Here is a 26,009-nt window from a genome sequence, read left to right as displayed (position 1 = left end):
GTTCGCCAGCCAGTGAATTGAGTGGTATCAACGGGTTGGGGAACGGCCATCCAGCGACGGATTTGATCAACAACGCCCTCGACTGACCGTCAGGCGTAATCGGACGTTCGCGTAAATCGGTTCTCTCGCCATAACGGCCAGCCGATTTCCCTCTACGGCTGGCCGCCCCTGAATCACGGCAACAACCGTAATCAAAGCCTCTCGATTGTCCGATTACGCTGCGCTAATCGAACCTACAGGGGGGTGATGAGCTGTTATCATTTGAGACAGTGCCCAGCGCCGCCACACCCAAGAGGAAAGTCATGGATATACCTGCCGCCCCGTCCTCCACCCTCTGCCAGCAGTGTCATGAGCAGGTGGATCTCGACTTCGATTTCACCATGGCCTTCCAGCCCATCGTCGATTGCAGCCAGCGCACCCTCTTCGGCTATGAGGCCCTGGTGCGGGGGCTCAACAACGAGTCGGCGCAGAGCGTGATTGACCGGGTCAACGACGACAACCGCTACCGCTTCGATCAGCTGTGCCGGATCAAGGCCATCGCGCTGGCCGCCCGCCTCGACATGCGGGGCATGCTGAGCATCAACTTCCTGCCCAACGCGGTCTATCGCCCGGAGCGCTGCATCCGCACCACGTTGCAGGCGGCCCGCGAGCATCTCTTTCCCATCGAGCAGATCATGTTCGAGTTCACCGAGGTGGAACAGGTGCAGGACAACCGCCATATTCGCGGCATCGTGGATCACTATCAGGCCCTGGGCTTCAAGACGGCGATCGACGACTTTGGCGCCGGTTACTCGGGCCTGAGCCTGCTGGCCGATTTTCGCCCCGACATCATCAAACTCGATATGCACCTGCTGCGCGGCATCGACCAGGACCCTATCCGTCAGGCCATCGTTCGCCACTGTCTGGCGCTGTTTACGGAGTTGCAGATCACCCCGCTGGCGGAAGGGGTCGAGACCCGCGACGAGATGGCCTGCCTGCGGGAGATGGGCGTCAGCCTGATGCAGGGCTATCTGTTTGCCCGCCCCGGCTTCGAAACCCTGCCCGAGGTGGATTTCGCCAGCCTGTGAGCGGCGCTGGCTATCTCCCTTTGTTGTCGTTCATTCGGGCAAGGCGGCCCGGAGGGTATCCACGGGCGGACGGCAGAAAGCGCTGGACCGGGCAACCCCCTGGGCTAGGATAGGACTGTCACCCTTTGCAACCACCGCTCTGACAGGGACACCATGGCGCAGGTTTCAGGATACCGCTTCTTCGCTCTTTCACTGCTCTTGCTGCTGGCCTTCCAGGTATGGGGGGCGCAAGGCAGGGGCAACATCACACTGGTGAGCTCCCTTGAAACCAGGGAGTCCCCCTATGGTCGCTGGCTCGATCTCATCTATCGGGACGCGTTCGCCCGCCTGGGCTATGACTTCCAGTACCAGGGCTACCCCGGGGGACGGGCCCCCCTGCTGGCAGAGCAGGGACAGGTCGATGGCGAGATCCACCGCGCCGCCAGCTACCAGCAGCAGACCCGCACCCTCCAGCGCGTGCCCGAGCCCCATTTCGCCGTCTCCTATCAGGCCTATGCCCACCAGCCCGGGATCCAGCTGCAGGGGTGGCACAGCCTGCTGGGCACCGGTTATCGGGTCGAGTTTCGCCGTGGCGCCAAGCTGCCGGAGATGATGCTGGGCAAGGTGGTGGCACCGAACCGGCTCTTTGCCATCACCACCGCCGAGCAGGGGATGGGCAAGCTGCTCAAGGGGCGCAGTGACCTCTATGTGGAGCAGACCCTGATTGCCAGCCAGGCCCTGGCCGCCCTGACGCGCCAGGACCCGGGCTATGCCGGCATCTACTCCGCCGGGGTGATGGAGCTGGCCGATTCTTACGTCTACCTGCACGAACGGCATCAGGATCTGCTGGCCCCCCTTGCCAGCGTGATCCGGCAAATGAAGCAGGACGGCACGGTGGCGCGCTATGAGCAGCAGGCCATGGCGGCTGAGGGCTCCAGCCAGCCATGACGTCCTCTTTTTCCGCAAGCCCTCCCGCGCCCTGACCATGCAGGAGACCCGGGGCGATCAATTCTGTCGCAGAGTCATGGCCGCAGCGGGCACCCTGTTCGTCAACACCACGTTGACAAAAACGCCCCCTGTATCAGGGATACTCGCCATATAAAACCCCATCGACCTTGTGTTCATCTGGCTTGCGGCCAAAAGGCACCATGTCCGTCTGTGCATACCCCAAATCTTGCAACATCCCCCACTCCGACCGCCCCATCATTTCGATGGAGTCGCGTCATCGTTCAGGCATATCTTCCCCTCGAGGCCCGTGCCAGGGCCCGATCACAGGAGCAATAGATAATGAAAAAAGCAGTAACGGCCGCCTTGCTGGCCATGATGATGGCGGCCTCGGTTCAGGCGGCAGACAAGGTGACCACGGTGCCGGTGCACTTCGCCAAAGGCGCGCACAGCGCCAAGGTTGACGGCACTTTCTCCGGTTATGACACCATCAACTACACCCTGGGCGCCAAAGAAGGCCAGACCATGACTGTCGCCATCACCGGCAGCACCAATGCCAACTTCAACGTCTTCGCGCCGGGCGCCATCCCGGGTCAGGCCGAGGCTCTGGGCGGCGGCAACGTGGACACAAAATGGCAAGGCACCCTGCCCAAGTCGGGCAAGTACCTGATCCAGGTCTACCAGATGCGCGCCACCGCCCGTAAAGGCGCCAAGGTCCCCCACTCCCTGTCGGTCGGCATTCAGTAACCGACGCCAATATTGCCTGTGTGACAAGCAAGAAGGAGCCCATGAGGCTCCTTCTTTGTCATTGTGTGCTGGCACTGCGACCCGGGTAACAGCTCAGCCCTTGTAGGCGGGCAGCAGGTCCACCATGTTGAGCAGGTGGAAGGCGGCGGTCAGCACGCCGAACAGGATCACCAGGACGATCATGAAGAGGCCGCCGGGGGCGCGGAAGCCCTCGCCACCTTCTTCACGCCGGGCCGCCCGCACCTTCCAGGCCAGCAGGGGCGGGATGATGCAGGTCCACAGGGTCGCCACGGCGCCCGCATAGCCGATGGCCACCAGGAAGCCGAACGGGAACAGCAAGGAGAGCACCAGGGGCGGCAGGAAGGTCACCGCCCAGGACTTGGCGCGGCCACCCCGGCTATTGTCGAACTTGAACAGATCCGCCAGGTAGTCGAACACCCCGAGCCCCACCCCGATGAAGGAGGAGAGGATGGCCGCCATGGAGAAGGCGTTGAGGGCGCTGGCCACCGCCTTGGACTCGATCACCGAACCGAGAGCCTTGAGCAGGGCATCCACGTTGCCCCCCTCCGCGATCACCGGGCCGAACTCGCTGCGGGGCAGGTTGCCAAAGACGCTCACCAGCCAGATGAGGTAAAACGCGAGCGCGATCAGGGTGCCCCCCAGAATGGCGCGGCTGGCGCGGCGCTCTTCACCGTAGTAGGCGCGCATGGAGGAGACCGAATGGTGGTAGCCGAACGAGGTGAGCGCCACCGGCAGCATCACCAGGGCATAGGGGGCGTAGCTCACTTCGCTGCCCACCCGGTCGAGCAGCAGATCGAGGCGCACATTCATCGACAGGCCCGAGATGCCGAAGGCAAAGCTCAGCCCCATCAGGATCACCAGCAACACCGAGATGCGGTCCACCGCCCGGGTGGAGTGCCACACCAGCAGGGAGAAGGCCAGGGTAAAGAGCACGGACGCCCACTGGCTGCCCATCCCCGTCATGCCGTCGATGATGAGACCGGCCGAGGTGATGTAGGCATAGAGCAGGATGCCGCCGACGAAATAAACGCTGAGATTGTTGAGGGCGTTGACCTTCTCCCCCAGCAGATCCCGGGTCACGGTATCGAAGGAGACGCGCAGGGGATAGCCCCGATAGGACTCCAGCAGCATCCAGCCGGAGACCGTCATCACCACCATGGTCAGTGCCACCGCGAGCATGGACCAGAGGGTCCAGGCGCCCGCCCCCGCACTCGGCAGCCCCAGCATGCCGGCCCCCACACAGACGCCGGCAATGATGCATGCCCCGCCCACCAACGATGGTTTCTGTTCCATTACTCCCCCAAACGGATTGTCGACTGGTCACGGCACACCGCCGTGCTTCTCCTGCGTTCGCCACTGCTGGCGCCGGGGGACTTTACCCTGCATGCCTTCGGGTATCAAATCCGGAGGGGAAATGGGGGGAAACGGGCCGGATCCTGCGCCCCATCCGTGGAATATGTTCGGGATGGGGCCAGGTTCGGCACACCAGGGTCAGCCGGTGTAGACGGGCAGCAGACCCGCCATGGCCATCAGGTGGAAGATGGCGGTAAGCACCCCGAAGACGATGACGGCCACCACCATGGGCTGGCCGCCGGGGGCCTTGAACCCCGCCTCGTCCGGGGCCAGCTCCCGGGACTTCTTCGCCAGCAGGGCCGGGATGATGCAGGCCCAGACGGTCGCCGCGGCCCCGGCATAGCCGATGGCCACCACGAAGCCGAACGGGAACATCAGGGAGAGCGCCAGGGGGGGCAGGAAGGTCACCGCCCAGGATTTGGCCCGCCCCCGGCGGCTGTTGTCGAACCGGAACAGATCCGCCAGATAGTCGAACACCCCGAGCCCCACCCCGATGAAGGAGGAGAGGATGGCCGCCATGGAGAAGAGGTTGATGGCCTGGGAGACCTGCCTGGACTCGATCACCGAGGCCAGCGCCCCCAGCAGCACATCCACGTCACCCCCCTTGGCGATGACGGGGCCGAAGGCGGGACGAGGCAGGTTGCCGAAGATGCTGAGCAGCCACAGCAGATAGAGCGCCAGGGCGATCAGGGTCCCCCCCAGGATCGCCTGTCTGGCTTTCTGCTCCTCGCCGTAATAGGTGCGCATCGATGCCACCGAGTGGTGGTAGCCAAACGAGGTGAGCGCCACCGGCAACATGGCCAGGGCGTAAGGGGCGCGGCCCAGCTCCTCGGCAAAGGAGTTGAACAGCTTGGCGGTGTCGACCTTGCTGGCAAGCCCGGAGACCCCGAACACGAAACTCAGCACCATGAAGACGATCAGGACGACCGAAATCCTGTCCACCGCCCGGGTCGAATGCCAGACGAACCAGGAGAACACCAGCACGAACAACACCGAGGCCAGCTGGCTATTGATGCCCAGCAGGCCGCCCAGGATGAGACCCGACGAGGTGATATAGGCATAGAGCAAAATGCCGCCCACGAAATAGACGGTGAGGTTGTTGAAGAGATTGATCCTGTGACCGAGCAGATCCTTGGTCACCGAGTTGAAGGAGGCGGTCAATGCGTAGGGTTTCAGGGCTTCCAGCAGCATCCAGCCTGAAACCGTCATGACGACCATGGTAAGAATGATGGCGAGGGTTGACCAGCTGGTCCAGGCCCCGGCTCCCGCGCTCGGCAGCCCCAGCATGCCGGCACCGACACAGACGCTGGCAATGATGCAGGCCCCTCCGATGACGGACGGTGTTGATGTCATGTGTGTCACTCCAAATCTTTCACAGAGCAGTGAAAAAAAGGGCACAGAAAAATCTGTGCCCCTGACTCGTTATGCTTCTATCAATTTTTTCTGCGTCTTGCCGGCTGACGGGTCGTTATGCTCGACCTCTTTCAGTCTGGCGGTGAAGTGGCGCAGCACGGCCGGCTCGTAAATGAAGTCCAGCCCCTTCACCCGGTGGGCGTTCTTCTTCACCTCGCCGAAGGCCTCGATGACAAAGTCCATGTGGGTCTGGGTATAGGTGGCACGGGGGATGGTCAGGCGCAGCAGCTCCGCCGGGCAGGGGTGCTGCTTGCCGGTGGCGGGGTCGCGCCCCAGCAGCAGGGAACCTATCTCCACCGCACGGATGCCGGCGACCTTGTAGAGCTCGCAGGCCAGGGCGTGGGCCGGGAACTGATCCGCCGGGATGTGGGGCAGCAACTTGCCCGCATCCACGAAGGCCGCATGGCCCCCCGCCTGCTGGCACACCACGCCGATGGCCTCCAGCCCGTCCACCAGGTACTGCACCTGGCCGATGCGATAGGCCAGCCAGTCCTGGCGCATGCCGTCCCGCAGGCCCACCGCCAGGCGCTCCATGGCGCCCCCTTCCAGGCCGCCATAGGTCGGGAAGCCCTCCTGCACCACGCACAGGGTGCGGCACTCGGTGTAGACGTCCAGCATGCTGTCATCCTTGAAGCACAGCAGCCCCCCCATCTGCACCATGGCATCCTTCTTCGCCGACATGGCGAGGCCGTCGGCGTACTTGTAGGACTCTCTGGTGATCTCCTCGATGGTCCAGTTCGCGTAGCCGGGCTCCCGCTGCTGGATGAAGTAGGCGTTCTCGGCGAAGCGGGCGGAGTCCATGATGACGGGGATGTCGTACTTTCTGGCGATCTCGTACACCGCCTTCAGGTTGGCAATGGAGACCGGCTGCCCCCCGGCGGAGTTGCAGGTGATGGTGCTGACGATGTAGGGCACGTTGGCGGGGCCCGCCTCCAGGATGGCCTCTTCCAGCTTCACCAGATCGAAGTTGCCTTTGAAGTCGGCGGTGACCGAGGTATCGAACGCCTCCCTGGTGTAGACGTTCTTCGCCACGCAGCAGTTGATCTGGGTGTGGCCCTGGGTGGTGTCGAAGAAGTAGTTGGAGAGGGCCACCATCTTCTTGCGATCCAGCCCCTTCTCCTGCTCCCGCTTCTTGATGAGCACGGGGATGTAAATCTGCTCGGCGCCGCGCCCCTGATGAGTGGGGATGGTCAGGGAGTAGCCGAAGATCTCCTGCACCGCCTGTTGCAGGGCATAGTAGCTGCGGCTGCCGCTGTAGGCCTCGTCACCGCGCAGCATGGCGGCCTGCATGTCCTGAGTGATGGCGCCGGTGCCACTGTCGGTCAGCAGGTCGATGAAGACGTCTTCGCTGTCCAGCAGGAAGGGGTTCATGCCCGCCCGGACAATGGCCTCTTCCCGATAGGCACGGGTGGTGCGCTTGACCGGCTCGATGACACGAATACGGAAGGGTTCGGGCAGATGCTTGAAGTTTTCCATAATATAAACACCCCAGATTTAAATATTCAAAATGAGTCTCTTCCCCCGCCGAAAATAGAATGTCCGGCAGGTGGGAAATATTGGGAAATGGGTGCACGACATCGCCTCGCCAGAATAAACAGGCGAAGACGGGTGCAGCTATTTCAGTTCAGGAATGGAGGCGGGCTCTTGGCATGGCAGGCATGCCGCGCCGCCGCGGGGAATTACAGCGGGAAGAAGAACGCGATCTTATGGTCCAGGGTAAACCACTTGGGATAGCTGACCTTGATATTCATGTTGTTGCTCATCCAATTGATATTAACAACGCCAAATAACAGCACCCATTATGGTGGGGAGCGCTATATGATCAATTGCAATATGAGCAAAGTGGGATGGCGCTAACAATTTGGCGGGGGATTTTTATACAGCTTATTATCGCCAATCCGAAAGATCCCCCCATCATCCACCTTTTGCCCTTTCCCCCTCAGTGGCTCAGCCAGGGCAGCCGCTGCAACAACTCGTAGCGGTCAGGGATCGGTGTCTGGCTGACCCAGAGATCCAGCAAGCCGTAAGCGAGCAGCGGCAACACCAGCAGCAACAGACAGAGCAGCCCCAGCAGTTGGCGGGGGGCGAGTCGCTGCCCTTGCGTGCCAAGATGCAGGGCATCGGCCCGCTTGGGGCAGGCGGCCACGCAGCTCTGGCAACTGGTGCACTCGAGATTGCGCACCGCGATGAGCTGGTGCACCTGGATGCGCGAGGGGCAGGCCCGGCTGCACTTGTCGCAGTCGTGGCCCGCACTTCGCAGGCAGCGGGCCGGGTCGCGGCGAATGCGCAGTGGGGTCAGCAGGCCGAGCAGGGCGAACCAGGCGCCGTAGGGGCAGAGGTAGCGACAGAACCCTTGCCGGAAGGTGGCGGTGAGCAGCAGCACCCAGCCAAGGCACAGGCCCGAGATCAGGGTCAGGTTGAAGAAGAAGGCCCCCATCTTCATGTCCGCCGCCTGATGGTAGGGGCTGGCGAGGTAGCCGGGCAGGGCGGCGGCGGGTACCGCCAGCAATATGATGAAGAGCAGAAAGCCGAGCACCAGAAACTTCTGGCCGCGCAACACGGCATCGAGCCAGCGCGGCGGGGTCCACTCCCCCGGCAACAGGCGCGAGCGCAGGCCGTGCAGCCACTCCCCCACCAGCCCGAGCGGGCAGAACCAGGCACAAAACGCCCGACCCAGCAGCAGGGCCGACAGGGAGAGCACCAGCACGGTGACGGTGGCCGCCGGGTGGTGGGGGTCCGTCAGCCCCCGCCCGAGCCAGGCCCGCAGCCCGAGACCACCTGCGATGGGCAGGAAACCGTCCACCACGTCGGGGCGCACCAGCCAGGGGGTCATCCCCAGCCCCAACTGTCCGATATGAACAACATATTGAACCGCCACCAACACCCAACACAGCAGCAATAGCTGCCTGGTGGCCATTCTGAGACGTTGACTGTCTATGTGGGCCAGCATGAGTAGGGGGCGATAGCGCAGCCAGAGCGCCAGGGTCGTGGCCACCAGCCCCAGTGCGAGCCAGAGTACCGAATCCGCCACCAGCAGCCAGAGCGCGGCGGCCAACAGCAGAGAGAGCGTCCAGCCCCAACCGCTGCGGCCCTGCCACAACAACAGAACCAGATAGACCAGACCCGAGGTCATGGTCAGGGCTTCCAACAGGCTCATGCTTCCCTCACAGTGCTCATCCGAATCGAGGGGGCAGGATAACCAACATCTGAGTTGATGATTTTGATCTGCATGGGCAGAGGGGGCATTTGCCCGCTCCGCCCCCTCAGCCTTAAACCCCGTTATTTGCGGCTGTGGAACAACGGCTGGTCGGATTCGGCCTGCTCGGCCCAGAAGTGGATGTTGAAGCGGGCATCCTCCGACAGCTCAACCCTGTGCCAGTACTGGGGCGGGCTGGTGGCAAACTCCCCGGCCCGGATCACCAGGCTCACCTCGGGCTCCTCGGCATGTTCGTCGGCAAAGCCGTGATAGGTGACGGTTCCCTCCATCACGCAGAGCTGGCCGAACACCCCGGCCGCGGTGTTGTGGTGGGTGAGCAGGGCCTGGGGCACGTTCTGGCGGGTGAAAAAGGGGGTGGAACGGCGTACCACCCAGTGAGACGGGATCAGTTGCATGGCCATATCGGTTCTCCTCGAGTGGCCGGGTCAGCCCGGCCTTCGGCTATTAATGGTTCAACGGGGCAGCTGACGCAGCAGCGGGAAGGCGGCGCTCATCTGGTCGCCCCCCACCACGAAGCCGCACAGCTTGCCATCTTCGCCGTGCGCCTCGGCCACCATGCCGTGGCTGTTCCAGCGGCACTGCCAGGCGAGATCTTCACCCCGGGTACGACCCGCCAGTTGCAGCGGGTAGCGCGGCGTCTTCACCTTCACCAGCATGGGCGGCAGGGCCAGCGGGGTCGGTGTGCCGAGCAGGGTGCGCGCCAGCGCATTGGCCCCCAGCACTATGGGTTGCAGGAAGGGGAGCAGCTGACCTTGCCACTGCACGCAATCCCCCAGGGCGAAGATGTGGGGATCGCTGGTCTGCAGCCGATCATCGACCAGGATGCCGCGCTCCACTGCCAGCCCGGCCCCACGGGCCAGGGCCAGATTCGGCCGCAGGCCGATCGCGGCGATCACCAGATCCTGCTCGCTGATGCGCCCATCGGTCAGGGTGACGCGCCAGCCATCCCCCGGCTGGGCATCTATCCTGGCGAGACCCGTCCCGAACTGCAGGCTGACCCCCTGGCTGCGCAGGGCCTGTTGCAGCGGCTCGGTCAGGGCGGCGGGCAGCAGGGCGCTTAAGGGGCTGTCGGCCAGATCCACCAGCGTCACCTCTTTTCCTGCGCTCGCCATGTCCATCGCCAGCTCGCAGCCGATGAGCCCCGCCCCCAGCACCAGGATGCGGCGGGCCTGGCGCAGTTGCGCCTCGATGGCGGCGTACTCCTGCTGGCTGTTGAGGGTGACCAGGTGTTCGCTGCCCGGCAGATCGGGGCGCACCGCGCTCGCCCCGGTGGCCAGCACCAGCTTGCCGTAGGGGAATTCCCCCTGCTCGGTCAGCACCAACCGCCGGGCAGGGTCGATGCCATGCACCGGGCAGTGGGGCAGCAGCGCGATGCGCTGCTGCTCGGCAAAATCGCTGCCGCTCTGACGGGTCATGGCTGCGGCAGGGCAGCCCCGACTCACTACGTGGCTCAAGTCGGGCTTGTTGTACTCATCGCCGCTGTCGGCGGTGATGAGGCGGATGGGCTGCTCGGCGTTAAGCTTGCGCAGGCTCTTGACCAGTTGCTGGGCAGCGAAGCCGCTGCCGATCACCACTATCTCCCGGCTGATGCCGGCGTCACTCTGCGTTGCTGCGCTCATACACAGGCCTCCACGGCGCAGGGTTCAAATACCTCCTTGCCGATGCCGCAGCCGGGGCAGAGGAAACTGTCCGGCACCTGGGCCCAGGGGGTGCCCGGCGCCACCAGCTGATCCGGCTCGCCCTGGGCCGGGTCATAGACCCACTGGCAGACCGTGCAGAGCATGGCCTGGTCGTCATCCCATTCGGCGGCGGCCGCTGCGGCTTGCGGCTCAACAGCAGGCATCGCGGGGACGGGCGTCACGGTTGTCTGGGTTGTGGTGATCGGGCGGGGTGCGTCCAGCGGGTGCAACGCCCACTGACGGGCGAGCTGGCGACCATGCTCGCGGCATTCGGCCAGCGCCGAGCCATCCGGCCGCCACTTGGCCTTGAGAGAGATGCTGATGTCAAAGCCTGCGTCCATCAATCGGGTCTGGATCCGGTCCACCGCGCCACCGGTCCAGCCGTAACTGCCGAAGGCCGAGGCGCGCTTGTTGCGAAAACGCAGGCCGGTGATCTCTTCGAGCATGCCCGCCACCTTGGGCATCATGACGTTGTTCATGGTGGAGGAGCCCACCAGTATCCCCTTGGAGCGGAACACCTGGGTCAGGATCTCGTTCTTGTCGTGGCGGGCCACGTTGTAGATCTTCACCGCCACGCCGGGGTCCACCTCGTGGATGCCCTGGGCGATGGCGTCGGCCATCATGCGGGTGTTGTTGGACATGGAGTCGTAGAAGAGGGTGATGCGGTCTTCCTGATAGTGGTCGGCCCACTCCAGGTATTTCAGGATGATCTGGGTGGGGTCCTCGCGCCAGACGATGCCGTGGGAGGTGGCCACCATGCTCACCGGCAGGTTGAAGCCGAGCACTTCCTTGATCTTGGCGGTCACCAGGGGGCTGAAGGGGGTGAGGATGTTGGCGTAGTAGCGCTGGCACTGCTCCATCAGCTCGCTCTGATCCACCTCGTCGTTGAACAGGTGCTCGTCGCAGTAGTGCTGGCCGAAGGCGTCGTTGGAGAAGAGCACCGCATCCTCGGTCATGTAGGTCATCATGCTGTCGGGCCAGTGCAGCATGGGGGTCTCGATGAATACCAGCTGCTTGCCGTTGCCGATGTCCAGGCTGTCACCTGTCTTGACCGGGTGGAAGTTCCACTCCGGGTGGTGATGATGGCCGGTGATGGAATCGATGGCGTTGTGGGTGCAGTAGATGGGGGTGCCGGGAATGCGGGCCATCAGCTCGGTCAGGGCGCCGGCGTGATCCTCCTCGGCGTGGTTGATCACCACGTAGTCGATGGCGGCGAGATCGATCTCGGCCGCCAGGTTCTGCACGAACTCCCGGCTGAACTTGTGATCGACGGTGTCGATCAGCACGTTTTTCCCTTCGCGGATGAGGTAGCTGTTGTAGCTGGTGCCCTTGTGGGTCTTGTACTCGGTGCCGTGGAAGTCGCGTACCTCCCAGTCCCGTTGGCCGACCCAGTGGATGTTTTTCTTGACGTGAATGCTCATCAGGCAGTTCCTCGAATGCAATAGTGGATGTTCAACTGAACCAGCTATTGCAGCGGACGTGCCAACTTGTAACCAATTGTTTTTAATGGCTTCTCATATCACTCGTTGTCATTAAGACACCACACCGTTATAGTCAAAATCACAAACATACTGTCATTTGGACAATTATCGTGATCTCGACCGACAGCCTGGCGCGCATCGCCCTCGACCTGCAACTCGGCATCTCTCATCAGGACCGCTTCCACCGCCTGATCCAGAGCGTGCGCAGCCTGCTGAAATCGGATGCCTCGGCCCTGCTGCGCTACGAGGGGGGCCAGTTCATCCCGCTCGCCATCGACGGCCTGATGCAGGACGTGCTGGGGCGCCGCTTCGCCCTCAAGGATCACCCGCGCCTCGAGGCCATCGCCCGCGCCGGGGATGTGGTGCGCTTCCCTGCCGACAGCGCCCTGCCCGACCCCTATGACGGCCTGCTGCCGGATCACGACGACTTCAAGGTGCACGCCTGTGTCGGCCTGCCGCTCTTCTCGGAGCAGGCGCTGATCGGCGCCCTGACCATAGACGGCATGAACCCGACCCAGTTCGACGGCATCAGCGACGAGGAACTGCGTCTGGTGGGGGCCCTGGCCGCCGCCGCCCTCGACAACGCCCTGCTGCTGGAGCGGCTCGCCCGCCAAAGCAGCGAGCCCCTGGTCTCCGGCACCCGGCCCGGCCCCGAGCAGCCGGAGATGATAGGGCACTCCCCCGCCATGGCCCGGTTGCGCCACGAGATAGACGTGGTGGCAAGCTCCGAGCTGAACGTGCTGATTTTGGGGGAGACCGGGGTCGGCAAGGAGCTGATCGCCAAGGCGGTGCATGGCGGCTCGCCCCGCGCCCATGCCCCCCTGGTCTACCTCAACTGCGCCGCCCTGCCCGAATCCGTGGCCGAGAGCGAGCTGTTCGGCCACGTGAAGGGGGCCTTCACCGGCGCCATCCACAATCGGGCGGGCAAGTTCGAGCTCGCGGACAAGGGCACCCTGTTTCTCGACGAGATAGGGGAGCTCTCCCTGGCGCTGCAGGCCAAGCTGCTGCGGGTGCTGCAATACGGCGATCTGCAGCGGATCGGTGACGACACCCCGCTCAAGGTGAATGTGCGCATCCTGGCGGCCACTAACCGGGATCTGAAACAGGCGGTGGTCGAGGGGCAGTTTCGGGCCGACCTCTACCACCGGCTGAGCGTGTTCCCGATCCACGCCCCTGCACTGCGGGAGCGCCCAGGCGACATTCCCCTGCTGGCCGGTTACTTTTGCGAGCGCTGCCGGCTCGGCCTGGGGCTGGAGCAGCTGCGTATCCAGTCACAGGTGCTGCAACTGCTCGAGCGCCACGACTGGCCCGGCAACGTGCGGGAGCTGGAGCACGCCATCCACCGCGCCGCCGTGCTGGCGCGGGCCGAACAGGGCAGCCCCTCGCCGACCCTGGAACCCCACCACTTCAACCTGGGGCCGACGGGCTCATCCCTGCCCGCCGACACCGTCAGCCAGCCCGCCTCCCCGGCCATTGCCGGCCTGGGCCTTCGCGCCGCCACCGATCTGTTCCAGCGCCAGCTCATCGAGCAGACCCTGACCGCCCATGACGGCAACTGGGCCGCCACCGCCCGGGCGCTGGATCTGGACGGCGGCAACCTGCACCGCCTCGCCAGACGGCTCGGCCTCAAGGCCTGACGCCCACGAGAGGGGCCCAAAAACAGAAACCCCCTCGCTGGCGAGGGGGTTTCGTGTTCATGGCACCCGTGGCGCCGTCAGCGCAGGGACTTGACCGAGCGGCGGACGATGAGCTCGGGCTGCACCGTCATGGACTCCACTTCCAGCTCCTTGTTGCGGATCCGGCTCACCAGTTGCTGCACCGCCAGCAGACCGAGCTCGGCCTTGGGGTGGCGGATGGTGGTGAGCGGCGGGCTGGAGAAGCGCGCCATCTCCACGTCGTCATAACCGATCATGGAGATATCGTCCGGCACCTTGACCCCGGCCTCCCAGGCGGCGCAGATGGCACCGATGGCCATGGGATCGTCGAAGGCAAAGACCGCGGTCGGGCGAGGGGTGAGGGCCAGGATGCGCTGCATGGCATCGAAGCCGCTCTGGCTCTCGTAGTCCCCTTCGAAGATCTGCTCTTCTTTCAGGGTCATCCCCTGTTCAGCCAGGGCATCGCGCACCCCGTCCAGCCGTTGCTGGGTAGTCGGCTTGGCGAGATGGCCGGTGATGCAGACGATGTTGGTGTGGCCCTGCTCCAGCAGATGGCGCACCGCCAGACGCGCGCCGATGCGGGCGTTGTCGTTGATCACGTTGGCGAAATCGCACTCGTTGCCCCAGTCCAGCACCACCTGCGGCACCTTCTTGTGGATACGCAGCATGTCCCTGAACTGGGTGTCGATATCGGTCCCCAGCACCAGCAGACCGTCCACCCGCTTCTCCATCAGCATGCGCAGATAGTGCTGCTGGCGTGGCGGCTGGTTCTCGGTGTTGCACAGGATCAGGCTGTAACCCTGCTCGAAGCAGTAGGCTTCCACCCCCTGTACCACTTCCGCGAAGAAGGGGTTGGCACTGGTGGTCACCAGCATGCCGATGGTCTTGGTCGAATTGATCTTGAGACTGCGCGCCACCGAGTTGGGCGCGTAGTTCAGCTCTGCCACCGCCTCAAGCACTTTCTGGGTTGCGTCTTCGCTGACCCGACGGGTGTGATTGAGTACATGTGAGACGGTGGAGATGGATACGCCTGCGCGCGAGGCGACATCCTTGATAGTTGCCATCTCTGTCTCCTGAATAACAAAGGCGGAACAGTAGCAGATTTCCCGAATAAAGGCTTGGTTTTAACGGGCGCTGCCAGTGAATTATCAATGCTGGCTAATCTATGCGGTCATTTCTTTTTGCGCAAACGGATTTTGGTCAAAATGAGAGCGGATGCAGAATGAAATATCGTCAGTTTTTTACTCTGGAAATTGTCACCATGACAATTTGTTATCTGTATGTTGCACCACTTTGACGACATTAAACTCCAGTAAAAAGCAATAAACTGCGTGTTAGTTTCACAAAACCCCTCTCACACCTGCTCCGGTTAGTATCTTTAACATCTTGTTATTGCCCGGCGAGGAATGATAGAACCTTATCTATCGCCGGGCTGGCGGGACACAGGCTCGGAATGACGTGCATAAAATGAAACAATTCACTGATTAAGGGACGAATCAATGCATAACTTCAGCAAAATGGCAGTCAGAGCAGCGGTTTCTTTGGCTCTGTTTGGATCAGTTTCCATGGCCAATGCGGCCGATACCATCAAGATCGGCATTGCCGGCCCCCTGACCGGCCCGGTCGCCCAGTACGGTGACATGCAGTTCACCGGCGGCAAGATGGCGGTCGAGCAGATCAACAAGGCGGGCGGCATCAAGGGCAAGCAGATCGAAGCCGTCATCTATGACGATGCCTGCGATCCCAAGCAGGCCGTGGCCATCGCCAACAAGGTGATCAACGACGGCGTCAAGTTCGTGGTCGGCCACCTCTGCTCCGACAACACCCTGCCCGCCTCCGACATCTATGAAGATGAAGGGGTCCTGATGGTCACCCCCGCCTCCACCAACCCCAAGATCACCGAGCGCGGTTACCAGCTGACCCTGCGCACCATCGGTCTGGACAGCGACCAGGGCCCGACCGCCGCCAAGTACATCATCGAGCAGGTCAAACCCCAGCGCGTGGCCGTCATCCACGACAAGAAACAGTACGGTGAAGGCATCGCCTCCAGCGTGAAAACCGCGCTGGACAAGGCCGGCGTCAAGGTCGTTGCCTATGAGGGCATCACCGCCGGCGACAAGGACTTCTCCGCCCTGATCGCCAAGCTGCAAAAAGAGAACGTCGACTTCGTCTACTACGGCGGCTACCACCCCGAGCTGGGTCTGATCCTGCGCCAGGCTGGCGAGAAGGGTCTGAAGGCCAAGTTCATGGGTCCGGAAGGGGTGGGCAACAAGGACATCTCCGCCATCGGCGGCCCGGCTTCCGAAGGCCTGTTGGTGACCCTGCCGAACAAATATGACCTGGTGCCGGCCAACGCCCCCATCGTAGAAGCGTTCAAGGCCAAGGGTCAGGACTCCTCCGGTCCGTTCGTCTGGACCACCTACGCCGCCATGCAGGCCCTGGCGGCCGGTATCGCCAAGGCGGGCGAGGATGATCCGGCTGCCGTCGCTGCCGCCATCAAGGCCGCACCGATCGACACCGTGATGGGCCCCCTGACCTGGGCGCCGAACGGTGACCTGAAAGGCTTCGAATTCGGTGTGTTCCAGTGGCACGCCGACGGTACCTCCACTCAACTCAAATAATCTGCCGGTCGGGGTGACGTGAGTCACCCCTCCTTTCTTTGCGGGCAAGTACACAGGGAACGCGGTATGTCCGAACACCTTCTTTATCTGGTTCAGCAGTTGCTGAACGGATTGACCATAGGCAGCACCTATGCGTTGATCGCCATCGGCTACACCATGGTCTACGGCATCATCGGCATGATCAACTTCGCCCACGGCGAGGTCTACATGATCGGCTCCTATGTCGCCTTCATGGTGATGGCCGGGCTCATGATGATGGGCATCGACAGCACCGTGCTGCTGCTGGGGGGCGCCTTCCTGGTCAGCATCATCATCACCGGCAGCTATGGCTGGTCCATAGAGCGGGTGGCCTATCGTCCGCTGCGGGGCGGCAACCGCCTGATCCCCCTCATCTCCGCCATCGGCATGTCGATCTTCCTGCAGAACATGATGCGGATGGCCCAGGGCTCGCGTGACATCGCCATGCCCACTCTGATCTCCGGGGGCTGGACCCTCGGCGGCGAGGATGGCTTCCAGGCCAGCCTCTCCTACATGCAGCTCATCATCTTCGTGGTGACCTTCGTCACCATGCTGGCGTTGACCCAGTTCATCGGCCGCTCCCGCATGGGGCGTGCCTGCCGTGCCTGTTCCGAAGACATCAAGATGGCCAACCTGCTGGGGATAGACACCCACGTGGTCATCTCCATCACCTTCGTGCTGGGGGCCGCCCTGGCCGCCGTCGCGGGGGTGCTGCTCGGCATGTACTACGGTGTCATCAACCCCTATCTCGGCTTCATGGCGGGCTTGAAGGCCTTCACCGCCGCGGTATTGGGCGGCATCGGCAGCATTCCCGGTGCCGTACTGGGCGGCCTGCTGCTCGGCGTGGTGGAAGCGCTCACCGCGGGCTATCTCAGCACCGAGTACAAGGATGTGATGGCCTTTGCCCTGCTCATCTTCGTGTTGCTCTTCATGCCCACCGGCATCCTGGGTCGTCCGGAGGTCGAGAAGGTATGAAAAACCAATCTATGCATGCCCTCGTGCTGCTGTTCATGACCATCACTGGCATTCTCGGCCGTCCGGAAGTGGAGAAAGTCTGATGAAACGTCAATTTATCCATGCCTGCATCGCCAGCCTGGTGCTGCTGGTGCTCTCCTTCTGGCTGCTCGGCTTCAAGCTGGAGACCGATGGCTCCCGCCTGCTGGTGGTGAGCCGCCTCGATGTGTCGCTGGCCTGGCTGCTGGGGGGCGCCACCATCGTCTTCTGGTTCCAGATGCTGCGCGGCCAGATAAGCCGCCTGTTCCAGGCCTCCATCAGCGGCTTCTCCGTCGGCTTCACCAAGCTGGTGCTGCCAAGCCCCGAAGAGGCCCCCAAGCTCTATAACCTCACCGCCGTGCTGGTGCTGCTGTTTGCGGTGAGCTGGCCCTTCATGGCCTCTCGCGGCGCCATCGATCTGGCCACCCTCACCCTGATTTACATCATGCTGGGGCTGGGACTGAACGTGGTGGTGGGCCTCGCCGGTCTGCTCGACCTCGGCTATGTCGGCTTCTATGCGGTCGGCGCCTACAGCTACGCCCTGCTCAACACCTACTTCGGTCTGAGCTTCTGGGAGTGTCTGCCCATCGCAGGTCTGCTGGCGGCCACCTTCGGCTTCCTGCTCGGGTTCCCGGTGCTGCGGCTGCGGGGGGACTACCTGGCCATCGTCACCCTGGGCTTTGGCGAGATCATCCGCATCCTGCTCAACAACATGACCACCCTGACCGGCGGTCCGAACGGGATCTCCGGCATTCCGAAACCGACCCTGGGGGGCCTGGAGTTCAACCGCACCGTCAAGGATGGGGGCTTTGGCACCTTCCACGACTTCTTCGGCATCGCCTACAACGCCAACCACAAGGTGATCTTCCTCTACCTGATGGCCCTGGTGCTGGTAGTGGCGACCCTGTTCGTCATCAACCGCCTGCTGCGCATGCCGCTCGGCCGTGCCTGGGAGGCGCTGCGGGAAGACGAGATCGCCTGCAAGTCCCTGGGGCTCAACCCCACCATCATCAAGCTGACCGCCTTCACCATAGGCGCCTGCTTCGCGGGCTTTGCCGGCAGCTTCTTCGCCTCGCGCCAGGGCTTCATCAGCCCGGAATCCTTCGTCTTCATCGAGTCGGCCATCGTTCTTGCGATTGTGGTGCTGGGGGGCATGGGATCCCAGATCGGGGTGGTGCTGGCGGCCATCGTGATGACGGTGCTGCCGGAGCTCGCCCGCGAGTTCAACGAATATCGCATGCTGATGTTCGGTCTCTTGATGGTATTCATGATGATCTGGCGGCCGCAGGGACTGCTGCCCATGAGTCGACCCCATATGGAGCTGCGTAAATGAGCAACAATCAACCATTGTTGGATGTCTCAGATCTGTCGATGCGCTTTGGCGGCCTGCTCGCGGTCAACGGCGTCAAGCTGGATGTGGAAAAGGGGGAGGTGATCTCCATCATCGGCCCCAACGGGGCGGGCAAGACCACCATCTTCAACTGCCTGACCGGCTTCTATCGCCCGAGTGGCGGTGTCATTCGCTACAAGGGTGAGGAGATCCAGGGGTTGCCCGGCCACCTCATCGCCCGCAAGGGCATAGTGCGGACTTTCCAGCACGTGCGCCTGTTCAAGGAGATGACGGCGGTGGAAAACCTGCTGGTGGCCCAGCACAGGCATCTCAATACCGGCTTCATCGCCGGCCTGTTCAAGACCCCCTCCTTCCGCCGTGCCGAGAAAGAGGGGCTGGAGCAGTCCGCCTTCTGGCTGGAAAAGGTGGGCCTCAAGGATCTCGCCAACCGCGCCGCGGGCAACCTGGCTTACGGCCAGCAGCGCCGCCTCGAGATCGCCCGCTGCATGGCGACCCGGCCCGAACTGCTGATGCTCGATGAACCGGCCGCAGGCCTCAACCCCAAGGAAACCGACGAGCTCAACGAGCTCATCTCCAACCTGAGGGACGAGTTCGGGGTCTCGGTGCTGCTGATCGAGCACGACATGAAGCTGGTGATGGAGATCTCCAACCGCATCTTCGTGGTCAACCAGGGCACCCCGCTGGCCCACGGCAAACCGGACGAAATCCGCAGCAATCCGGCGGTGATCAAGGCCTATCTGGGCGAGTCGTAAGGACAAAAAGATGTTAGAACTTCGCAACGTATCGACCCACTACGGCAAAATTCAGGCGCTGCACGACGTCAGCGTCGAGGTGAAAGAGGGGGAAATCGTCACCCTGATCGGCGCCAACGGCGCCGGCAAGACCACTCTGCTGATGACCCTGTGTGGCGAGCCCAAGCCCAGCAGCGGTTCCATCTGGTTCGAGGGGGAGCAGATAGACTCTCTCACCACCGCCCGCATCATGCGCAAGGACATCGCCGTGGTGCCGGAGGGGCGCCGCATCTTCGCCCGCCTCACAGTGGAGGAGAACCTGCTGATGGGGGCCTTCTTCGTCGACAAGGCGGAGCAGCGCGGCCTGCTGGATCAGATTTTTACCCTGTTCCCCCGCCTGCACGAGCGGCTGGAGCAGCGGGCAGGCACCATGTCCGGCGGCGAGCAGCAGATGCTGGCCATCGGCCGCGCCCTGATGAGCAAGCCGCGCCTGCTGCTGCTGGATGAACCCTCCCTGGGACTCGCGCCCATCGTCATCCAGCAGATCTTCGACACCATAGAGCAACTGCGCCAGAAGGGGATGACCATCTTCCTGGTGGAGCAGAACGCGAACCAGGCGCTCAAGCTGGCGGATCGCGGCTATGTGCTGGAGAACGGCCGGGTGGTGCTGCAAGACACGGGGGCGGCCCTGCTGGCCAACCCGGCAGTGCGCCAGGCCTATCTCGGCGGCTGAGGATGCAGCAACCATCGTCACCCTTCCCCTGCCGCGCTCCCCGAGCCCGGCAGGGGAGCAGCCCCCCGCCGAGGAGCACATTGTGAGCCGTGCGCGGGCGACGCAGGATCAGCACCACTTCTGGCACGATCCCGCCCTGCCCTTCATCGAGGCGCGGGCGGTGCAGGATGGCCGGCGCGTCTGCTATGACAAGCACAGCCACCCCCACTTCTCCATCGGTGCCATCACCGGCGGCCACAGCCACTACCTCAACCAGCGCAGCCTGCAAGAGGTCGGCCGCGGCAGCCTGGTGCTGATGAACCCGGAAGAGGTGCACGCCTGCAATCCCGTCGCTGACCAGCCCTGGTCCTATCTGATGTTCTACATCGACAACCTCTGGTTGCAGCGCCAGCAGGAGGAGGCCGGGCTCGGCAACGCGTTTCGCCCCTTCGACATGACCGCAAGCCGGGATCCCCTGCTCTACCAGGGGCTCTGCCGGCTTCACCGGCAACTGGTGGAGGAGCCGGATCCCCTGGCTCGCGAAGTGGCCTGCCACCTCTTCAGCCGCCAGCTTCTGGCCAGGCTCACCCCGGCCAAGTGGGATGACCGCCCTCCCCGGCACCTGCAGCGAGCCGCCGAGCTGATGCAGGACGAGAGTGCCTGCGCCCTCACCCTGGCACAGCTGAGTGCGGTGGCCGGGCTTACCCCTTCCCACTTCGTGCGCGCCTTCAGCCGCCACTACGGCATGACGCCCCACGCCTACCTGCTCGATCAGCGCATTCGCCACGCCCGCACCCTGCTGCGCCAGGGGCAGCCCCTGGCGGAAGTGGCCCTTGCCAGCGGTTTTGCCGATCAGGCCCACTTCCAGCGCCAGTTCAAACGCCGGGTGGCCGCCACCCCGGGCCAGTACAAAGCGCAGCTCGTCCCTCAGGACGAGCGCACCAGATAGGCGGCGCTGAGCAGCAGCAAGAGCGCCATGGCCCGATTGAACCAGCGCAATCGGCGAGGAGAGACCAGCCACCCCTGCAATCGGCTGCCCGCATAGGCCCAGCAGGCGATGGAGCCGAGGCAGATCACCAGATAGATGCCGGTAAAGAGGGCGATCTGGCTCATGCCGCCCGCGATCCCATAGGCTCCCATCCCCATGCTGGCGGCGAGCCAGGCCTTGGGATTGAGCCACTGCATCAAGGCCCCGTACCAGAAAGCGGGGGGCACACCCTCTACTTCCTTCACCTCGCCGCTGTCCACCAGCAACTGCCAGGCCATCCAGCCGAGAAAGAGCACGCCGCCCCAGTGAATGGCCCCCAGCGCCACAGGCCAGCGGGACAGGGCGCCGCCAAGACCCAGCCCCATCAGCAGGAGCAGCAGGATGAAGCCGAGGGTGGCCCCCACCACGTGGCGCAGGCTGGCCGTGAAACCGTACCGGGCGCCGGTGCCAAGGGCGACCAGATTCACCGGCCCCGGGGAGATGGACATGGCCAGGGCAAACCCGGCCATGGATAACAGCAGACTGAATTCCATGGATGATGCTCATTCAATTGAGGGAAGCCCGAGCCTACCCGGCCCGGGCGGCCCGATATTGAAGAAAATTGCGATCCCCTGGATGCCGCCTCCATTGCACACTTAGCGCAAACCGCCGCTTGCGGTAAACTGCCCTTCAACCTTCCATTTTCAGGACATCTCAATGGACCAGTTTGCCCATATCAGCGCCCATGATGCCCACCAGAAGCTGAGCGCAGGCGAAGCCCGTCTCGTGGACATTCGCGATCCCCAATCCTTCGAGACGGCCCACGCAGTCGGCGCCTTCCACCTTACCAACGGCACCCTGGTTCGCTTTATGAACGAGGTGGACTTCGATACCCCTGTCATCGTGATGTGCTATCACGGCAACAGCAGCCAAGGGGCGGCCCAGTACCTGCTGCAACAAGGCTATGACGAGGTCTATAGCCTGGATGGCGGTTTCGAGGCCTGGCGCAGGGAGTTCCCCATCCAGGCGGGGGACGCATGACAGAGGCGGGTCGCTCCTCCTCAACCGGCATGATCCAGCTGCTGGTGCTGGGTGACGCCCGCATGGCCCAGGCGCTGGTGGATTATCTCGCTACCCTGGGCATTCCGTGCGAGCTGACCCAGTCAGAGCTTGGCGTCTCGGTCTGGCTGGCAGACGAACGGCGCCTCGCCCAGGCCCAGCAGGAGGTCAAGCGCTTCCTGAGCGAACCCAATCACCCCCGCTACATGGAGGCCTCCTGGCAATCCGGCCATGCCGATGCCCGGATCGACTACAGCAAGGGGATGACGGATCCGGTCACCGATTTCCTCCACCAGGCGGGCCCCCTGACCCTGGTGGTCATCATCGCCTGCCTGGCCATCTACGCTCTGGATGCCATCGGCCTGCCCATCTTCGACGAGCTCGCCTTCCACCCCACCCTGGCCCAGTTCACCGACTGGCAGGCCTGGCGCTACGTCACCCCGGCCTTCATCCACTTCTCGGTGCTGCACCTGGTGTTCAACCTGTTGTGGTGGTGGTATCTCGGTGGCCAGATAGAGCAGCGCCTCGGCAGCGGCAAGCTGTTCATCCTGCTCATCGTCGGGGCTGCCCTGCCCAATATCGCCGAGTTCTTTGTCAGCGGCCCGCGCTTTGGCGGCCTCTCCGGGGTGGTCTATGCCCTGCTCGGCTACAGCTGGCTGCGAACCAGGCTTCAACCGGATTGCGGCCTCGCCATGCCGCCAGCCCTGATGGGCTTCATGCTGGTCTGGCTGGTGCTCGGCTTCTTGGACATGCTCGGCACCCCCACCGCCAACATGGCTCACCTGGCAGGCCTGCTGGTCGGCCTTGCCCAAGGCTGGCTGGACAGGCACCACAGGCCAGCCTGAGCCGATTTGCCATAAAAAAACGCCGCCCCAAGGGGCGGCGTTTTTATTGGTCGACCGGCTTACTGCTTGAGCAGGCTGCCGTCGGTCACCTTGACCGCGGTACCGCCGCTTGCGAAGAAGCTGCCGAACTGGGTCTGCATCTCGGTGGTGACGGCGCCGGTCGGATCGAAGTTCTCGTCAGGTGCCAGCAGCGAGCTGTGCCCCCCGGCCACAAAGCGGGCCGCTCTGTGGTTGGCGGCGCCGGTGGCGGTCAGCGGTTGCAGGGCCAGGACCTTGAACAGCGGCTCGGTGCCACCCAGCGGGGCGGTGGCGATGCTGTTCGGGATCACTCGATCCGACAGGCTCAGGGCGCCGTCGCCGACGATTTCGGTGGCAAACAGCGGGAAGTCCGCCGCGATGCCGCTCCCCAAGTTGATGGGGTCTGCCGAATCCAGCACCGACTGCGCCGCGAAGCTGTAGCTCTGCAGGGTGCTGGCCGCCGTGGCCTGGGTGGCCGCATCCTGGCTCGGCAGGAACTCGTTGACGAAGCAGGTCGGCACCGCCGTCTTGCAGTTCGGGGCGTAGGCGGTGAAGGCTGCCTTCAGGGCCGCACTGCCAGCGGTCAGCACGCTCATCTGGATGGTCGGGCCGAAGGTCGGCGAGTTCAGCAACAGCGGCGCTATGCCGCCACCCGGCATGGCCAGGCCGCCAGTGTCGAACTTGAACAGGGCGTCTGCCGTCGGGTTGCCAACAGACTGGTTGGCCACCGCCAGCAGGTTGGCCCCCGCGATGGCACCCAGAGAGTGACCCAGGAAGTGTACCTTGAGGCTGCCAGCGGTGCCGATAGCCCCCTTGGCATTGGCCAGCCCCACCGCCAGACGCAGGCCCAGCAGATCCGCCACGCTCTGTTTCAGGTTGTCGCGGGCCACGGTCAGGTAGCTCAGGTTCAGGTAGGGGGTCGGGTTGTCGGAGGTGGTCACCGAGTCCATGCTGCCGGTCAGGGCGAAGCCGCGTTCACCGTGCAACGGATGATCGATCACCACCACGGCCACGTTCTTGCTCGCCTGGGCACCGGCACCAATCTGGCCAAGGGCCAGGGCGTAGGCGTTCTCCTTCACCGAGGTGACGCCGTGCTGATAGATGATCACGTCGGTGATGTTCGCCAGCGGTGCGGCGGCAAAGATCCGCATCGGGACGGACTGCACCTCTTCCAATGCCGGCAGCGGGTTGAAGCGCCCGATATTCATCTCGGGATCCAGCGCCTTGCCGCCGGAGGTGAGGGTCACCCCGATCAACTTGCTCGCCTCCGCCAGCAGCTCGGCCTGACGGCTCGGATCGGCGATGAGTTCGCCCAGCAGGGCCGGATCCACACCCGCCCCCACCAGGCCGCCGATCACTTCGGCATCCTGGGCCTTCAGGGCGTTCGCGATGGCGTAGAGGCTGGGGATGGCACCGTGCCAGGACTGGGTCTTCGCCTTGTCCCAGGAGCCGGCGGTGGTCGGGGAGGAGAGGAAGTAGGGCAGCTTGACGGTGCCGCTGTAGACGGTGGTACCCAAGGCCAGATTGTGGAGTGGAGTGCCGTCACCAAAAGCGGCGGCAATCGCATCCTTCTGCTCCTGGGGCAGGAAGTTCTCGGCGTCCAGCTGGGTCAGGAAGGGGCTGCCGCCGCTCACCGACAGGGTATAGGTGCCAGGCAGGCTGGTATTGCCCAGGGCGTCCTGCTTCCACAGGGCGGCAGCGTCCAGGGTCGGGCTCTTGAGCACGGATGCGGCCGCCCCTTTCACCGCCACCAGCACGTCGGCGCCGGACTGGGTACCGAACCAGTCGGAGAAGATCACGTGGTCGCTAGTGATGCCGGTGGCAGCCTTGAACAGCCCTTCCTGCAGCGCAATCAGGCCGCTGATGGTCTGCTCCTGGGCGTTGCTGCCGGTGCTGGTCTTGTAGTTGCTGTAGTCGCTACCCGGTCGCAGGGGGGCACCCGTGCTGTCTTTGAGGGTATCGGTCGCCACTATCATGTAGTAGGAAGAGGGGTTGAGCGGCTTGAGCGGCACCAGATTCAGCTTCCCGGTCGTCTCGGCCACCACGAAGTCCACCCCGTAGGTCAGCACCTTTTTCACGCCGCTCGGACGCAGGGCCGCACTGTCAAACTCCAGCTCCATCAGGTAGAGGGGGGCCACGGAGGCTGCGAATTCAGCAGCGGCCGGCGCCTTGACCTGGATGCCGGAGGCCGTCACCGGCACTATCTGGATCGCCTGGGTAGTCGACCAGCCATCCAGGGTGGAGAGGGCGGACACCGGGTTGGAGAGATCCGCCGTTTCCGTGGAGAATTTCAGGGTACCGTCGGTCGCACGGGCTGCCAGGGCGCTGGGTCGGACTGCATTGGAGCCGCTCAGCAGATAATCGAGATAGCTTGAGGTATCGCCTGTGTTGTCGTCACTGCCACCACAACCGCTCAGCAGCGCACTGACGACGGCCGCATAAATTAGCTTTTTCTTCATATCCTTATCTCTTTTATGTTGTTATCCATGATGAGCCTGACGGGGTAGGGTTCAAACCCGACCGAATCATATTAACAGCAACGCAACAATTAATAAGCCTCTGGTCAGTCATCTGATCTGATTTTTTTGTGTACACCATCAAGGAATTGGAATTGATCCCCGGCGTCACAGGGTAGCAGCCAGAGTGCATCAACCAGACCCGACCAGAGCCCGGCTGGAACCATGGCGCAAAAAGCCGCTCCGATCTCGGCAAAGGGGACGATTTGTCGGTAGAATGGCGCTATTGCTTAAGGAGACCCCCATGATCGACCCGAAAAAACTGGAAGAGATCGCCAAACAGATACACAACGCCCTGCCCCCCGGCATTCGCAGCATGGGTGAAGAGGTGGAGAAAAAGACCCGTCAGGTCTTGCAGGCCCAGCTCAACAAGCTGGATCTGGTGAGCCGCGAGGAGTTCGACGTGCAGACCAAGGTGCTGCTGCGCACCCGGGAGAAGCTGACCGCCCTCGAGGCCAAGCTGGCCCAGCTCGAGCAGCAGCTCGCCGCCAAGGGCGAATGATCCGGCGTGACCCGCCGTAGATAGCACAAACCCCAGCCAGGCTGCAATGCTGTTCACTTAAGCGGAGCCGCATTGCGATTTACCGGAAAACGGGTCTTTGATATCTTCACCGCCCTGGG

24 protein-coding genes are annotated in these 26,009 nt (G+C 63.4%); 13 read left to right on the top strand and 11 right to left on the bottom strand.

All coding sequences use genetic code 11. The annotated features are described in order from the left end of the window. Nucleotides 1-302: 302 nt before the first annotated feature. From PG887_RS16830 to PG887_RS16820, 3 genes are all read left to right on the top strand, one after another. The gene (locus PG887_RS16830; protein WP_045522573.1) at nucleotides 303-1,067 is read left to right on the top strand and encodes an EAL domain-containing protein; all 765 of its coding nucleotides are present in this window, start codon (nucleotides 303-305) and stop codon (nucleotides 1,065-1,067) included. 153 nt (nucleotides 1,068-1,220) lie between these two features. Continuing rightward, complete coding sequence (locus PG887_RS16825; RefSeq protein WP_201997460.1) at nucleotides 1,221-1,994, top strand: hypothetical protein; 774 nt, start codon at nucleotides 1,221-1,223, stop codon at nucleotides 1,992-1,994. A gap of 339 nt (nucleotides 1,995-2,333) precedes the next feature. Beyond that, on the top strand, nucleotides 2,334-2,738 hold the full coding sequence (locus PG887_RS16820; RefSeq protein WP_010672394.1) for a hypothetical protein: 405 nt from the start codon (nucleotides 2,334-2,336) through the stop codon (nucleotides 2,736-2,738). Nucleotides 2,739-2,831: 93 nt separating this feature from the next. Here PG887_RS16820 and PG887_RS16815 read toward each other — a convergent pair whose 3' ends face one another. From PG887_RS16815 to norV, 8 genes are all read right to left on the bottom strand, one after another. Further along, entirely contained in the window at nucleotides 2,832-4,052 is a 1,221-nt protein-coding gene (locus PG887_RS16815; protein WP_041214146.1) for an aromatic amino acid transporter, read from the bottom strand. Between the two features lie 198 nt (nucleotides 4,053-4,250). Then, complete coding sequence (locus PG887_RS16810; RefSeq protein ID WP_270822342.1) at nucleotides 4,251-5,465, bottom strand: aromatic amino acid transporter; 1,215 nt, start codon at nucleotides 5,463-5,465, stop codon at nucleotides 4,251-4,253. A 69-nt stretch (nucleotides 5,466-5,534) separates the two neighbouring features. After that, entirely contained in the window at nucleotides 5,535-7,001 is a 1,467-nt protein-coding gene (gene tnaA / locus PG887_RS16805; RefSeq protein ID WP_010672391.1) for a tryptophanase, read from the bottom strand. A gap of 203 nt (nucleotides 7,002-7,204) precedes the next feature. Then, entirely contained in the window at nucleotides 7,205-7,276 is a 72-nt protein-coding gene (tnaC, locus tag PG887_RS22740; protein WP_223302601.1) for a tryptophanase leader peptide, read from the bottom strand. Between the two features lie 188 nt (nucleotides 7,277-7,464). After that, nucleotides 7,465-8,682, bottom strand: coding sequence for a 4Fe-4S binding protein (locus PG887_RS16800; RefSeq protein WP_270822340.1), 1,218 nt, complete (start codon nucleotides 8,680-8,682; stop codon nucleotides 7,465-7,467). 122 nt (nucleotides 8,683-8,804) lie between these two features. Continuing rightward, on the bottom strand, nucleotides 8,805-9,143 hold the full coding sequence (locus PG887_RS16795) for a DUF1971 domain-containing protein (RefSeq protein WP_109112737.1): 339 nt from the start codon (nucleotides 9,141-9,143) through the stop codon (nucleotides 8,805-8,807). A gap of 51 nt (nucleotides 9,144-9,194) precedes the next feature. Then, complete coding sequence (gene norW / locus PG887_RS16790; protein ID WP_143238238.1) at nucleotides 9,195-10,361, bottom strand: NADH:flavorubredoxin reductase NorW; 1,167 nt, start codon at nucleotides 10,359-10,361, stop codon at nucleotides 9,195-9,197. Next, nucleotides 10,358-11,842 (bottom strand): anaerobic nitric oxide reductase flavorubredoxin, encoded by a 1,485-nt coding sequence (norV, locus tag PG887_RS16785; RefSeq protein ID WP_104452080.1) that lies wholly within the window; start codon nucleotides 11,840-11,842, stop codon nucleotides 10,358-10,360. The genes norW and norV overlap by 4 nt, the downstream gene beginning before the upstream one ends. Nucleotides 11,843-12,012: 170 nt before the next feature. Here norV and norR point away from each other — a divergent pair, with 170 nt between their 5' ends. Beyond that, complete coding sequence (gene norR / locus PG887_RS16780; protein ID WP_270822339.1) at nucleotides 12,013-13,539, top strand: nitric oxide reductase transcriptional regulator NorR; 1,527 nt, start codon at nucleotides 12,013-12,015, stop codon at nucleotides 13,537-13,539. Between the two features lie 77 nt (nucleotides 13,540-13,616). On the opposite strand, the gene PG887_RS16775 is transcribed toward norR, so the two are convergent. Continuing rightward, nucleotides 13,617-14,621, bottom strand: a complete 1,005-nt coding sequence (locus PG887_RS16775) for a substrate-binding domain-containing protein (RefSeq protein ID WP_042017407.1) — start codon at nucleotides 14,619-14,621, stop codon at nucleotides 13,617-13,619. A 435-nt stretch (nucleotides 14,622-15,056) separates the two neighbouring features. On the opposite strand from PG887_RS16775, the gene PG887_RS16770 reads away from it, so the two are divergent. From PG887_RS16770 to PG887_RS16745, 6 genes are all read left to right on the top strand, one after another. Next, a complete protein-coding gene (locus tag PG887_RS16770) occupies nucleotides 15,057-16,178 on the top strand; it encodes a branched-chain amino acid ABC transporter substrate-binding protein (protein WP_191967257.1) in 1,122 nt (373 codons plus the stop codon). A 66-nt stretch (nucleotides 16,179-16,244) separates the two neighbouring features. Then, a complete protein-coding gene (gene livH, locus PG887_RS16765; RefSeq protein ID WP_010672383.1) occupies nucleotides 16,245-17,171 on the top strand; it encodes a high-affinity branched-chain amino acid ABC transporter permease LivH in 927 nt (308 codons plus the stop codon). Nucleotides 17,172-17,253: 82 nt separating this feature from the next. Further along, entirely contained in the window at nucleotides 17,254-18,522 is a 1,269-nt protein-coding gene (locus tag PG887_RS16760; RefSeq protein ID WP_039041002.1) for a high-affinity branched-chain amino acid ABC transporter permease LivM, read from the top strand. Next, a complete protein-coding gene (gene livG / locus PG887_RS16755) occupies nucleotides 18,519-19,292 on the top strand; it encodes a high-affinity branched-chain amino acid ABC transporter ATP-binding protein LivG (RefSeq protein ID WP_010672381.1) in 774 nt (257 codons plus the stop codon). Before PG887_RS16760 ends, livG begins: the two co-directional genes overlap by 4 nt. A 10-nt stretch (nucleotides 19,293-19,302) precedes the next feature. Further along, complete coding sequence (locus PG887_RS16750; RefSeq protein ID WP_201872455.1) at nucleotides 19,303-20,004, top strand: ABC transporter ATP-binding protein; 702 nt, start codon at nucleotides 19,303-19,305, stop codon at nucleotides 20,002-20,004. An 82-nt stretch (nucleotides 20,005-20,086) separates the two neighbouring features. After that, entirely contained in the window at nucleotides 20,087-20,932 is an 846-nt protein-coding gene (locus tag PG887_RS16745; RefSeq protein ID WP_104452078.1) for a helix-turn-helix transcriptional regulator, read from the top strand. On the opposite strand, the gene PG887_RS16740 is transcribed toward PG887_RS16745, so the two are convergent. Beyond that, nucleotides 20,911-21,504, bottom strand: a complete 594-nt coding sequence (locus PG887_RS16740) for a LysE family translocator (protein WP_053288912.1) — start codon at nucleotides 21,502-21,504, stop codon at nucleotides 20,911-20,913. The two genes, PG887_RS16745 and PG887_RS16740, sit on opposite strands and share 22 nt — an antisense overlap. A 163-nt stretch (nucleotides 21,505-21,667) precedes the next feature. Between PG887_RS16740 and glpE the strand changes: the two genes are divergently transcribed. Further along, complete coding sequence (gene glpE / locus PG887_RS16735; RefSeq protein ID WP_005307320.1) at nucleotides 21,668-21,991, top strand: thiosulfate sulfurtransferase GlpE; 324 nt, start codon at nucleotides 21,668-21,670, stop codon at nucleotides 21,989-21,991. 29 nt (nucleotides 21,992-22,020) lie between these two features. Further along, nucleotides 22,021-22,854 carry a rhomboid family intramembrane serine protease GlpG gene (gene glpG, locus PG887_RS16730; RefSeq protein WP_143238428.1) on the top strand — a complete coding sequence of 278 codons (834 nt, stop codon included), beginning with the start codon at nucleotides 22,021-22,023 and terminating at the stop codon, nucleotides 22,852-22,854. Between the two features lie 59 nt (nucleotides 22,855-22,913). Here glpG and PG887_RS16725 read toward each other — a convergent pair whose 3' ends face one another. Then, complete coding sequence (locus PG887_RS16725) at nucleotides 22,914-25,331, bottom strand: VolA/Pla-1 family phospholipase (RefSeq protein WP_053288913.1); 2,418 nt, start codon at nucleotides 25,329-25,331, stop codon at nucleotides 22,914-22,916. Nucleotides 25,332-25,632: 301 nt separating this feature from the next. On the opposite strand from PG887_RS16725, the gene ubiK reads away from it, so the two are divergent. Next, nucleotides 25,633-25,890, top strand: coding sequence for a ubiquinone biosynthesis accessory factor UbiK (gene ubiK / locus PG887_RS16720; RefSeq protein WP_010672374.1), 258 nt, complete (start codon nucleotides 25,633-25,635; stop codon nucleotides 25,888-25,890). Nucleotides 25,891-26,009: the final 119 nt, after the last annotated feature.

This window comes from Aeromonas sp. QDB14, assembly GCF_027707845.1.
GTDB lineage: Bacteria > Pseudomonadota > Gammaproteobacteria > Enterobacterales > Aeromonadaceae > Aeromonas > Aeromonas caviae.
Note: the sequence above shows the minus strand (reverse complement) of the source record. Positions and strands in the feature narration are given on the sequence as shown.